This is a genomic window from Stenotrophomonas sp. 80084_Sma, from assembly GCF_056481995.1.
Map to the genome: position 1 here is coordinate 3947051 of NZ_CM151177.1, position 13230 is coordinate 3960280.

General features: G+C 64.1%; 7 protein-coding genes and 1 riboswitch. Of the genes, 1 reads left to right on the forward strand and 6 read right to left on the reverse strand.

The annotated features are described in order from the left end of the window. Positions 1–136: 136 nt before the first annotated feature. The 5 genes from ACZK3W_RS18215 to thiC form a co-directional block, all read right to left on the reverse strand. Positions 137–2995, reverse strand: a complete 2859-nt coding sequence (locus tag ACZK3W_RS18215) for a TonB-dependent receptor (protein ID WP_293795575.1) — start codon at positions 2993–2995, stop codon at positions 137–139. Positions 2996–3044: 49 nt separating this feature from the next. Next, positions 3045–3944: a helix-turn-helix transcriptional regulator gene (locus ACZK3W_RS18220; RefSeq protein WP_293795578.1), complete on the reverse strand. Its 900-nt coding sequence runs from the start codon at positions 3942–3944 to the stop codon at positions 3045–3047. Positions 3945–4059: 115 nt separating this feature from the next. After that, entirely contained in the window at positions 4060–6384 is a 2325-nt protein-coding gene (locus tag ACZK3W_RS18225) for a winged helix-turn-helix domain-containing protein (RefSeq protein ID WP_293795581.1), read from the reverse strand. A gap of 260 nt (positions 6385–6644) precedes the next feature. After that, complete coding sequence (locus ACZK3W_RS18230; protein ID WP_032128402.1) at positions 6645–7316, reverse strand: ion channel; 672 nt, start codon at positions 7314–7316, stop codon at positions 6645–6647. 137 nt (positions 7317–7453) lie between these two features. Continuing rightward, positions 7454–9298, reverse strand: coding sequence for a phosphomethylpyrimidine synthase ThiC (gene thiC / locus ACZK3W_RS18235; RefSeq protein ID WP_071228157.1), 1845 nt, complete (start codon positions 9296–9298; stop codon positions 7454–7456). 82 nt (positions 9299–9380) lie between these two features. Then, positions 9381–9482, reverse strand: a riboswitch (TPP riboswitch). A 245-nt stretch (positions 9483–9727) separates the two neighbouring features. Here thiC and ACZK3W_RS18240 point away from each other — a divergent pair. After that, a complete protein-coding gene (locus tag ACZK3W_RS18240) occupies positions 9728–11305 on the forward strand; it encodes a BCCT family transporter (RefSeq protein ID WP_049400562.1) in 1578 nt (525 codons plus the stop codon). Positions 11306–11462: 157 nt separating this feature from the next. On the opposite strand, the gene ACZK3W_RS18245 is transcribed toward ACZK3W_RS18240, so the two are convergent. After that, positions 11463–12814 (reverse strand): IS3-like element ISStma2 family transposase gene (locus ACZK3W_RS18245; RefSeq protein WP_132810585.1). Its coding sequence is split into 2 segments (ribosomal slippage): positions 11463–12367 and positions 12367–12814, totalling 1353 coding nucleotides; the frame shifts between segments, so codons are not numbered across the junction. Positions 12815–13230: the final 416 nt, after the last annotated feature.

Consider the following 13230-nt stretch of genomic DNA (forward strand, 5'->3'; position numbering starts at 1 on the left):
CCAGCAACTGTGTTGATTGCGACACGACAGGAACGTGACTCTGCTCACCTTCCACGACATTTCGGAATTCCCCTACAAAAAAAGAGGGCGGACCTTGCGGTCCGCCCTCCCTGTATTGCTATCGCACTTCGAACGATCAGAAGCGCTGGGTGTACTTCATGTACAGGAAGCGACCGACGTCGAAGCCACCGTAGTAGGCGAAGCTCGAGTTCGGCGCCGAGTACTGCAGCGCACCGCGGTGATCGAACACGTTGTTCGCACCCAGGGCGATGGTGGCATCCCACGGAGCCTTCCAGCTGACCTGCACGTCGTGGAAGGTGTTGGAGCCGGTGTGGCGCAGCGGATCCGGCTCACCATTGGCGTAGTGGTTCGGGGCGTCGCACCATGCGTCGTCGATGCAGCTTTCCTTCATGCCCGAGTAGTAACGAGCAGTCCAATTGACACCGAAGTCACCCAGCTCCCAGTTCACGCCCAGGTTCGAACGGACGCGGAACAGGCCCGGCTCACCAACGCGACCGATGGTGATGTTCTCACCCTTCTTGTTCTGGCCGGCTTCGTCGTACTTGGCCAGGTAGCTGGTCTGCCAGTCGATGCTGAACTTGCCGATCGACAGTTCCGGCAGGCGGTACTTGACACCCAGGTCGTAGCCTTCGGTCTCCATCGAGCCGAGGTTGGCCAGGCCGTAGGTCAGCGCCTCGATATGGCCATCGGCGGCACGGGTGACGCCTTCGCAGCGAGCTGCGTTGCCCAGCACGTAGCAGTCACGCAGGATGCGATCAACGCTGTCAGCGATGATCATGTTCTTCAGCTCGTAGCGGTACCAGTCGAGCGAGATGTCCAGGCCCTGCACCCAACGCGGGCTCCAGACCAGGCCAACCGTCTTGCTCTTGGAGGTTTCCGGCTTCAGAGCCGAATTCGAACCGCTGACGAACTGGTCCGGGGTCGCGCACGGGAAGGTGCTGCAAGGCGCGAAGCCCTGGCCGACCTGCACGTAGTTGGCCGGCACGCCAGCCCCGGCGCAGGCAGCATTGCCAGCGACGTTGCCCGGCGAGGTCGAACCGCACGGATCGGTGTAACGCTCGAAGCTCGAGTTGGTGCCGCCGTACAGATCGTCGACGGTCGGCGCGCGGAAGCCTTCTGCGTAGGTACCGCGGACCAGCAGCTCTTCGATCGGGCGCCACACCAGGCCGAACTTCGAGTTGATCGTGTCACCGAAGTTGCTGTAGTCGGAGTAGCGGCTGGCGACGTTGAAGGTCAGTTCCTTGGCAAACGGCAGGTCCGACAGGATCGGCACGTTCAGTTCCAGGTAGAACTCATCCAGCGAGTAGTTGCCCGAGGTGGTGGTCGACGCCAGGCCGGTCGACTGGCCCGACTGACGGAAGGCGTCCGGCACGAAGCGGCCTTCTTCCTTGCGGTGCTCGTAGCCCATGGCCACGCCCAGGTCACCGGCCGGCAGCTCGAACAGCGAACCGGACAGGTTGGCGGTGTAGCTGGTGGTCTTGGTCACACCGGTGTCGGTGTAGGTCGGGAACAGGAAGTTCTGCAGATCACGGTCGGCAAGCGAGCCCTGGCCGTTGACGCCATACGGCAGCAGCGGGTTCCACGGACGGCACTGGCTCAGCGGGATCGGGTTGGCGTCGGTGCCGCACTGGGCAACACCCTGGCCGTTGATGAACGACTTGCCAAGTGCCTGCTCGGATGCGATCAGGCTCATGTCGCCGTAGCCGGTCTTGGTCAGCTCGTTGCGGTTCCACAGCGCGCCGACGTCCCAATCCCAGGTCTTGCCAGCGAATTCGAAGAAGCCGCTCAGGCTCGGCGCGAAGCGCAGGGTCTTGAGGTCGCTCTTGGTGGTACGCGGCACTTCCCACAGGCGGCGACGGAACTCGACGTCCTGACCGATCGGGTTGAACGCGCTGTCCTTCGACAGCGGGGTACCGAACGACAGCGACTGGTACGGGTAACCCGCGATCTGCTGGTCGGTGGTGCGCTGGTTGTACAGCACGTCAGCATTGAAGGTGATCGAGTCGGCCAGATCGTAGCTGCCGTTGACGTACACGGACTTACGCTCGATGCCGGTCTGCACCATCATCTGCTGGTTGGCATTGGAGTACTCGGCCGGGGTCAGCTGGTGGTAGTCGGCCGCATTCTTCGGGTCACCGCCCGGGTTCAGGGTCATCCACTCCGGCTGCGGCTGGCCTGCAGCGCGCGGCTTGCAGTCGCCCCACACGCGCGGGTCGCACCAGGTGCTGTTCTGGCTCAGCGGGCTCCAATCACCGGAGGTGGTGTTCGGGCCCAGGCCGCCGTCGCGGCTGAACCAACGATCCTTCGCCCACACCGGATCCTGCTTGGAGTATTCGGCCGACAGGGTCACGCCGCCACGCTCGCCTTCGGAGCCGAGGGTGAACGAGTAGGTGTTGGTGTCGCCGTCGCCGCGGCCGTACTGGCCGACGTAGACGCTGGCTTCAGCACCGTCGAAGCGCTTGCGGGTGATCACATTGACCACGCCAGCGATGGCGTCCGAACCGTAGATGGCGGAGGCGCCATCCTTCAGCACTTCGATGCGCTCGACGGCGGCCATCGGAATCTGGCTCAGATCCTGGTAGCCGGCAGTGGTCGCGCCCAGGCGCTTGCCGTTCATCAGCACCAGAGTGCGCTGCGCGCCCAGGTTGCGCAGGTCGACGTAGTAGCCGCCAACGTTTTCGCCGGAGGACAGCGAGTCCGCACGGGAAATGGCCGGCGAACCTGCCGAGGTCAGGTTCTGCAGGACATCGGCGACGGTGGTGTAGCCCTGCTTTTCCAGGTTCTCACGGCTCAGGGTGAGGACCGGCTGCTGGGTCTCCATCGAGGCGCCGCGGATGCGCGAGCCCGTGATTTCGATGCGATCCAGGGTGGTCGCATCCTTTGCTTCCTGTGCAGAAGCAAAGGCGGGCGTCAGCGCCAACGCAATGCCAGCCGGCAGAAGGCCCAGCCGCACTGCGGGATTACGAACGTTCATCTATCTCTCCAAGGTACGTGTTAGCAGCGTGTTAAAACACCCCAGCACGTTACGATTGCGTTGCAGCGCTGTATTTGCGCGAACCAACCGGAGACTTTGCAGATTGTGGCGGCAGCAAGCCGCCGTTCTCCCTGAAGCGCGATGCGGACTGGCCGTAGCGGGCGCGGAACGCACGCGCGAAGCTGCAGCAGTTGTCGAAGCCACTGGCTGCAGCAACTTCGCCGACCATCATGTCGGTGTCACGCAGCAGGTCGGCAGCGCGCTCAAGGCGCAGCCGCGCCGAAAGCGACTGCGGGCTTTCCTCGTACAGGCTCTGGAAGGTCTTGGAGAGATACCAGCTGGAGAAGTTGGTCAGCTCGGCCAGTTCACAGATGCGCACCACGCGGTGGCTGTTGCCTTCCAGGTACAGGCGGGCGCGCTGCATGCGGCCGAACACCTGGCGCTTGCGGCTGCGCGAGCGCCCCGGGCAACGCTGCACATTGTCGGCCAGCCCACGCTGCAGGCCCGCCAGGTGCAGCAGCAGCGGGCGCAGTGCCTGTGCCGGCTGGCCACTGGCCAGCGCATCGCGCCACAGGCGCAGCGCAACGCGGGCATCGCCACGGTTCATGCGGCCACGCCCGGCATACAGACCGCAATCGGCCATCTCGGCCAGCACGCGCAGCGCTTCGACCGTCAGGTTCAGGCCAACGCACAAGCCGTTGCGACCGGCCTGCACCAGCGGCCGCGACTCCTTCTCGAAGGCGATCCACTCGCCCTGGCGCAAGCGGAAGCGTCCTTCCTTGGCTTCCACCCAGGAGCTGCCGCGCACCTGCATCCACACAGTGAAGCTGCTGCCTGCGGTCTGCAGGCTGCCGAGCCGGGCCACGCCCAGGCAGGTCGGCGCAGCATCGTCGAGCGACCGGTCCAGAGAGACGGTTTGGCCGCGATCGGCCAGCGAGAGTTGACGCATGGGGGCACCACGGATTTGCCTAGTACAGGCCTCCGTTTTGCCAAATCAGGCGGCACCACGTCAGGAAAGTCAGACGAGATCGCCACGAATTCGCGGCGAGGTCGCCACGAAGAAATTACGAAGGCCCATTTCCGTTGAACAACAACAACTTGGAGAACGCCGGAAGCAGCGTCGGCGAGCGCTCGGGCAAACGCATCACACCGATGTCGGCACCGTCGCTGACCGCCATTGCCACGAACAGGGTGCGCCCATCGGCGCCGGCACTCAGCCCGTTGCCGGCACTGAGGCGTTCCGCATCCAGGCAGCGTTCCGGTTCCTCGCGCCCGGCCTGGATCAGCACCAGTGTCGTACCGCAGCGGGTGGACGTACCGAGATAGCCGATCGCACTGTTGCCGGCCACGGTCCAGGCCCGGTACCGCCACCGGCTGGGCTGGTCATCGCTGATCTGCTGCACGCTGCCTGGCGCCAGCGCCGCATCCACCGACCACAGGCCACCTGCCGCCAGGCGGGTGAACAGCACTCGCCCGCTGCTGCGATCGAACCGCGCCTGAGAGACGCCCTCGATGCTGGCAAGGCGGCGCCAAGGCTGCACGCTTCGATCAAACAGGCTCAGCCGCGTCTGTTGCTGGTCATCGCGCTCGACTACCAGCAGCTGGTCCGGGTTTGCGCCGTACAGTGCCTGCAGCGGCTGCTCCGACGGTACCGGCAACGGCTGGACGCGTTCGTCACGCGGTGCGATCTCATAGACCACCGTGCGTCCGTGTTCGTCGCGCCCGACCACCAGCAACCGCCGGCTGTCGGCCGACCAGTCCGGTGCCTGACGTGCCTCAGGCCGCAATCCTTCGATAGGCCGCAGCGAATCGGGGCGCTCCATGTCCGCCCACCACAGCGCGAAGCTGCCTGAACGATCGGACGTGAACACCAGTTGGCGTCCATCCGGCGCCGCCATCGGCTGCCCATCCCGGCCGCTGGACGCAAACAGACGCTGCGGGGGTGAACCGCCCTCCATCGGCACCTTGAAGATGCCGAACTGCGCGCGGCGGTGAACGAAGGCCAGCATGCCCGCGCGGCGCGCCGTCGCCGGCCATTGTGCGTCGTCGAGCCCGGCGTCGCGCAGCGTGCGGCTCTCGACGTCCAGGTAATACAGGCGCACCTCACTGTCGACACGGCGTCCAAACACGATCGTCCGGCCATCACGCAACCAGGCCCAGCCACGCAGTTCAGCGGCCTCGTTGGTCAGCTGCTCGGGCGTGCCACCTGCGGCCGGCATGCGCCACAGGTCGCCCAGCTGCGGATTGCGCACGAATACCAGCCACTTGCCATCAGGCGAGTAGCGCGGCGCATAGTCGAAGTCATCCTCGGCGACACCGTAGTCCAGCGCCCCCCATTGGCCACTGGCCAGATCAAGCTTGCGGATGCCGCGATGGGCATAGCGCCCCACCATGCTGCCGAACACCAGGCCACGGCCGTCCGGCGTCCAGTCGAAACTGAGCAGCTCGGTGCCATCGCACCGTGTGGCCTGGCGTAGGGCACCACCGGTCGCGCTGGCGATCAGCACCTGGCAACCGCCGTTGTTGCTGAACCGCGCGAAGGCGATCTCGCGCCCATCCGGCGACCAGCTCGGGAAGCGATCGACCGAGCCGGCCGGCGGAGCCAGCAGCTGCCGCGCAGGCGCGTTGCCGGAGGTCTGCACCTTGATCGCGCCACCGCCCTGCCCGTCTTCGTTGGCGCCCTCATAGGCCACCAATGAACCATCGGGTGAAAGCGTGGGATAGGTTTCAAAGCCGCTGGTCGCGGTGATCAACCGATAGGGACGCTGCGGGCTGCCGATCACGCGCGTGCCGTTCTCCACGGCCGCGTCCACAGCTGAACTGCTGGCCGGTGCCCGCCGCAGCAGCAGCGCGGTCAGCACCACCACCGTGGCCAGCATCAGCACGCCCAGCACCAGCAGTACGCGCCGGCGGACGTGGCGCCAGCGGCGGCGCGATGCCTGCACGTGTGGCGGCATCATCTCGGCGATGGCCATCGCCGGTTGCATGTCCACGATTTCGTCATCGGCTCCCGCGGGCGGCGCCGGCTCGACATCGTCCAGTACCTGCACCGGCACCAGCAGGCGATAGCCGGTCTTGGCGATGGTCTCGATATAGGCCTGGCCGTTGTCGTCATCGTTGCTGAACGCCTTGCGCAGCTGGGTGACGGCCTGGGTAAGCACATCATTGGTCGGCAGCGTGTCCGGCCAGACTTCCGCGAACAGTTCATCGCGGGTGACAACACGCCCCGGCTGGCGCAGCAGCACACGCAGCACGCCCAGCGCCTTCGGCGTCAGCCGACGCGGGCGACGCGCACCGACGACCTCGACTTCGCGCGAGGACAGAGTGACAGTGCACTCTCCTATCCGGATCCGATCGAATCCGGGGGGCTGGTTTTCACTGCTGTTCATTTTCCGCTACACAGTAGAGACAGGTCCGGGGCAGCGTTTGCCTTCGATACCCTCCCGTCCTGGGAACAGCAAAAAGCCAGACTCCGCACAAAGCATCGGCGCATACCGCAAAAACAATGAAGCGGGCGAATACTAGCCTATGCGGGTTACCTCGCCTATCGCGTGGTCGACATCCAGGCTCTCTCTCGCCGACGCATTCACATAATTTGCTGCACCATTCGCGCCCTGCGGGGCGCGAAATTTTTATCTGGCGTTCATTTTCACATGCGCCGCAGCATGGTCAATCCAACCAGTCGCGAAACCACCAAAGCTACGTACATCACGCCTGAAAACTGCTCCAGCATGACCAAGGCGCGCGCCTGCGGATGCAGTGGCACAACGTCGCTCAAGCCAACACCCGAGAGCAAACTGAAGCTCAGATAAAGAAGCTCCATCCAGGTGCGCTGCGCGCCACCACCGGTGCCCTGGAAACTGCCCGGATACCATTGCTGGCACACGGCGAAAGCAAACGCGAAGGCCCACGCCAGCAACGTGAATGTCGCACCTGCTGCGAACAGTTCATCGCGGGTGACTTTATGGTCCTGGAGCATGTAGGCGATGAGCGCACCGGCCGTATAGAAGTACAGCAGGCTTTCCAGCAGCTGCGCGGTGGTCAGCAGCGCACTGCGATCCAGCAGTGCGCCGGCCAGCGAGAACACCACCGAAGGAATGGCCAGCAGCAGTGCCAGCCAGGTGCCCAGCGGACTGCGCTGGACCACCCACAGCGCCAGGCCGAGTACCGCCATGCCGAACATGCCCAGTGCCGCACGGCCGCCGGCGGTGTCATCAAGTGCGGGATACAGCAGCACCGCGATCAACTGGGCACCCAGCAGCCAGGCCGAAGGATGGCGGCGGGCAATGGCCAGCCAGCGGGTGGTGATGGCAACGGGCATGGCGTCCTTCCCCAGGGTGATGGGCGGAGGATAGCCGGGAGCGACGTGATGAGCGGTAGTGCCGGCCACTGGCCGGCACTCTCCCGGTCCCACGCACGACGGAATGCCGGCCAGCGGCCGGCACTACCCGTTACACGTCAGCCCTGGTGATAGACCTCGGCGCCGGCCGCGCGAAACTCTTCCGACTTCTCCTTCATGCCGGCCTCGGCGTAGTCGCGCACGTCCTGGGTGATCTTCATCGAGCAGAAGTGCGGGCCGCACATCGAGCAGAAGTGCGCCAGCTTGTGCGCATCCTTCGGCAGCGTCTCATCATGGAATTCCTTGGCCTTCTCCGGGTCCAGCCCGAGATGGAACTGGTCTTCCCAGCGGAACTCGAAGCGTGCCTTGCTCAGCGCGTTGTCGCGCACCTGTGCGCCGGGGTGTCCCTTGGCCAGGTCGGCCGCATGCGCGGCGATGCGGTAGGCCATGATGCCGTCGCGTACGTCCTGGCGGTTGGGCAGGCCGAGGTGCTCCTTCGGCGTCACGTAGCACAGCATCGCCGTACCGAACCAACCGATCATCGCCGCACCGATCGCGCTGGTGATGTGGTCGTAGCCCGGTGCGATGTCGGTGGTCAGCGGCCCCAGCGTATAGAACGGCGCTTCGCCGCATTCGCGCAGCTGCTTGTCCATGTTCTCCTTGATCAGCTGCATCGGCACGTGGCCGGGGCCTTCGATCATGGTCTGCACGTCGTGCTTCCAGGCGATCTTCGTCAGTTCGCCCAGCGTCTCCAGCTCACCGAACTGCGCAGCGTCGTTGGCATCGGCGATGCAGCCCGGGCGCAGGCCGTCACCCAGCGAGAAGGTCACGTCATAGGCCTTCATGATTTCGCAGATGTCTTCGAAATGCGTGTAGAGGAAGTTCTCCTTGTGGTGTGCCAGGCACCACTTGGCCATGATCGAGCCACCGCGGCTGACGATGCCGGTGACCCGCTTGGCGGTGAGCGGAACATAGCGCAGCAGCACGCCAGCGTGGATGGTGAAGTAATCCACGCCCTGCTCGGCCTGTTCGATCAGCGTGTCACGGAAAATTTCCCAGGTGAGCGCCTCGGCGCGGCCGTCGACCTTCTCCAGCGCCTGGTAGATCGGCACGGTACCGATCGCCACCGGCGAGTTGCGGATGATCCACTCGCGGGTCTCATGGATGTGCTTGCCAGTGGACAGGTCCATCACCGTGTCACCGCCCCAGCGGATCGCCCACACCAGCTTCTCCACCTCCTCGGCAATGCCCGAGGAAACAGCGCTGTTGCCGATGTTGGCGTTGATCTTGGTCAGGAAATTGCGGCCGATGATCATCGGCTCGCTTTCCGGATGGTTGATGTTGTTGGGCAGCACCGCACGGCCGCGGGCGATTTCGTCGCGCACGAACTCCGGGGTGATGATCTTCTGGATCGAAGCGCCGAACGCCTCGCCCGGGTGCTGCTGCAGCAGCCCGGCATCGCGGATCGCGTCCAGCCGCTGGTTCTCGCGGATGGCGACGAATTCCATTTCCGGCGTGATGATGCCGCGGCGCGCGTAGTGCATCTGGGTGACGTTGGCACCTGCACGCGCACGGCGAGGCAGGCTGCGCGCGGGGAAGCGCACCGCATCGAGCTTCGGGTCATGCTCGCGATCGCGACCGAACGAAGAGCTCAGTCCTTCCAGCCGCTCGGTATCACCGCGTTCTTCCACCCAGCCGCGACGCAGTGCCGGCAAACCAGCGGACAGATCGATGCGCACCTCCGGATCGGTGTACGGGCCCGACGTGTCGTAAACGGTCACCGGTGCATTCTCTTCGCCGCCGAACAAGGTCGGCGTGCGGGTCAGCGCGATCTCGCGCATCGGCACCTGCAGATCCGGGCGTGAACCGGGCACGTGGATCTTGCGCGAGCCGGGAATGGGCCGGGTCACGGATTCGGAGAGTTGCTGGGCCTGTTGCTGCAGGGCGGAGAGCTGTGCGTTCATCGGGCATCGTCCAGGAAGGTCAGGGACGAAGCGGCGGCGCACTGCTGCCGCGCCCGGACGGTCCTTGGGCGGAGTCCGGGCATGGCTGCACTACAAAGCTTCCCTACGCCGGTATGAGCCGGATCAGGTTCCAAGGGACTGTCTCAACCGTGGCCACATGGCCGCGGTACCCCCGCTTCTTGGTGTGCATTAGAGCATAGAACGCACTGCAGCTCCTGGCTGTTCCATCCACGCACGGCGTGGATCCGCTGTTTCTGTATTAACAGAACCGTGACATCGCATTCAGTAACGTGCACACGCATCGTGCCGCTGCGGCCGGTGTTTCCCCGCCGCCTTCGCGGCCCCTGCCCGGTCTGTGCTGCATGTCGCCGGCCCCTCGCAGCAAGCTCTGCTCGCTCCCCTCAATCCCTTGATCGGAGAAGCTCCTTCATGGTGTTTCGCGTTTCCATCGCACTGGTTCTGCTTCTGGTGCTGCTTGCCGGTGTTGCACCCGGCCCCTTCAATACCGTGGTGCAGTCGGTACTGGCCGATGTCATCCGCAGTGTCGGCTGGCTCTATCTTCTGGTCGTGTTCCTGGCACTGACGTTCCTGATGTATCTGGCATTCGGTCGCTTCGGCAACCTGCGCATCGGCGGTGAAGATGCCGAGCCGGAGTTCTCGCGCGCCAGCTGGATGTCGATGCTGTTCGCCGCCGGCATGGGCATCGGCCTGGTGTTCTGGGGCGCCGCCGAGCCGATTTCCCACTTCACCAAGCCTCCGGAAGGCCTCGCACCGCAGAGCATGGACGCGGCGCGGGCTTCGATGCGCTATGCATTCTTCCACTGGGGCCTGCACCCGTGGGCGATCTACGCGCTGATCGGCCTGGCCATGGCCTGGTTCCAGTTCAACCGCAATGGCCGTGGACTGGTCAGTGACATGCTGCAACCGATCATCGGCCGGCACCATCGCGGCTGGATCGGACGCGTGGTCAACATCGCCGCGGTTGTTGCCACTGCCATTGGCGTGGCCACCACGCTGGGCTTCGGCACCATCCAGATCGCTGCCGGCATGGAACGCGTGTTCGGCCTGCACGCGGGTGTGCCACTGCAGCTGACCATCATCGCCATCGCGTTCGTGCTGTACATGGCCTCCACCGCCAGCGGTGTCGAGCGCGGGGTGAAGTGGCTGTCCAACTTCAACCTTGCGCTGGCCGCGCTTCTTGCGGCCACCGTACTGGTGCTGGGTCCGACCGGATTCATCTTCGATACGTTCACCACCACACTGGGGTCGTACCTCAACCAGCTGGTGACGATGAGCCTGCGCATGTCGCCGTTCTCGGGCAGCACATGGGTGGCGGACTGGACCATCTTCTACTGGGCGTGGTGGATTTCCTGGGCCCCGTTCGTCGGCTCGTTCATCGCGCGCATCTCGCGTGGGCGCAGCGTCCGCGAGTTCGTCATCGGCGTCGTGCTGGCACCCACGGTGCTGGGCTTCTTCTGGTTCGCGGTGTTTGGTGGTACTGCGCTGTGGGCGCAGATCTTCGGCCACGCCGACCTGGTGCAGGCGCTGGGCAATGGCTATGAAACGGTGCTGTTCACCCTGTTTGACAGCATGCCGCTGCCCTTGCTGCTTTCCTGCATCGCACTGGTGCTGCTGATGATCTTCTTCGTGACATCAGCCGATTCGGCGGTGCTGGTACTGGCCAGCATGTCCACTGACGAGGCAGGCGATCCGCCGTTGAAGCGCAAGCTGGCCTGGGGCATCGCGGTGGCGCTGATTGCAGCGGCGTTGCTGCTGGCCGGTGGCCTGGATGCACTGCAGGGCATGATCACGATTGCGGCGTTGCCATTCGCGCTGCTGATGGTGCTGGTGATGGTGTCGCTGTACCGGGTGCTGGACCAGGAGTACACGCGCGAGCGGCGGCAGGCGCAGCGCCAGCGGCACATGATCGATGCGTGGATCGCGCGCGAGATGGCGGCGCAGGAGGAGACCCAGGCGGAGGCGGCGCGCGCGCACGATCAGGATTGAGTGGGTTTTGCAGCCTGCGGCTGCACCGCTCTTTCAAGCAAGTGCAAATTCAAAAGCCAGGGCAGCTCTGGGTTTCTGCTGGTTGGGCGGGGCGGTGTGGGTAGGCAGGACACGCCGTAAACCCGTCCATGAAGTGACCCCCGAGACTTGGACGGGGTCAGGCGGCCGATTGGGCCTGCTCCCGGTACTTTATCGGGCTCAGACCTTTCAGTTTCAGTTTGATGCGCTCTTCGTTGTAGTACTGGATGTATTCCACCAGCCCAGCCTCCAGACTCTCGAGGCTGTCAAAGCTGTTCAGGTAGAAGAACTCCGACTTCAGCGTTCCAAAGAAGCTCTCCATCGCCGCATTGTCCAGGCAGTTGCCGCGCCGGGACATGCTTTGCTTCAACGAGTGCTTTTCCAGCATATGCCGGTAGTTTTCATGCTGGTACTGCCAGCCCTGGTCGGAGTGGATCATCGGGCGCTCATCCGGGGAAAGCTTCTTGATGGCCTCCTCCAGCATTTGACCCACCAGATCAAATACGGGCCGACGCTTGATCTGATAAGCCACGATTTCGCCGTTGTAGAGGTCCATGATCGGCGACAGGTACAGCTTCATGCCCTGCACCTTGAACTCGGTCACGTCAGTCACCCACTTCTGGTTGGGCCGCTCGGCATGGAACTGGCGATTGAGGTCATTGCCAACCACAACATTGGCCGCCCCCTTGAAGGCCTGGTAGCGCTTCACACGCACCCGCGATTTCAGTCCCATCTCCCCCATCAGGCGCTGAACCCGCTTGTGATTGGTCCGATGACCCTGATTGGCTAATTCCAGCGTCACCGTGCGATAGCCATAGCGCCCTTGGCTTTGATCGTAGATTGCACGGATGCGCTCGCACAGGGCTGCCTCATCCTGATCCGGATGGGCCAGGACATGGTTCTGGTAATAGAACGTACTGCGTGACAGCTCAGCTGCTTCGAGCAGAAGCGACAGCGTATGAACCTGCCTCAATCCTTGGACGGCTTGCGCTTTGCGTCCTGCGCCGCCTGCTCTTCCCGGATCAAGGCATCGAGTTTTTTTAGGTAGTCGGTCTCCGCACGCAGATAGGCGACTTCCTTGAGCAGCTCATCGCGGCTCATATCCTCAGGTGGCTTGGACGAACGGGTCTTTTTCATCGGCTTTCGGGGCGGCGGCGGAGGGGGTGCCAACGCTTGGGCACCGCCTTGAGCATACAGGCGCCGCCATCGCCCCACCGCGCCGGCATCGCCAATTTGAAAGTAGGTGGTGGCCTCCCGCCCGGACAAGCCGTCCTGGCTCATCTTCTCCAGGACAGCCAGTTTGAACGGGAGGTCATAGGACCGGGCCTGGCGATGAAATCCCCGCCTACCATGCAGCCGATAGGTCGCCACCCAGCGCCTGACCGTGGAGAACTCCAGGCCGTGGCGACGGGCAATGGCTTTGACCGATGTGGAGGTCTTGCAGGCCTCTTTGGCGACCTGCAGTTTGAAACGCGCGTCGTATTTGTTCATGTATCCCTCGGGGTTGGATCTGGTGTCCAACTCCCGGGGGTCACTTCACCCTGGGGGCTCGATGGCGCCATCCATGGCGCCAACGGTCCTGCCTACCCACACCGCCCCACCCCCGACAGGTTACGTGTGACGGTTGGTCCATCCACGCCATGCGTGGATGAGGTGTATCGGAAAACAAGAAGGGGTCGGATCCGTTTTCCTGTGGAAAACGGATCCGACCCCAACCCACAGCACGCGGCTGTTGCCGTTGCCTTTGTTCTTGATCTTCTTTTTTCTTTTCCTGCGGTGATGGCCACGGAAACTGTCAGGGGCCGGGCGGGTGGGCTGGGCGGGGGTGTCCGCGGCATGGATGCCGCGGCCAAGCCTCCAGGGACGGATTCACGGCGTCCCCCGACCAGCCCACCCGCCCGGCCCAA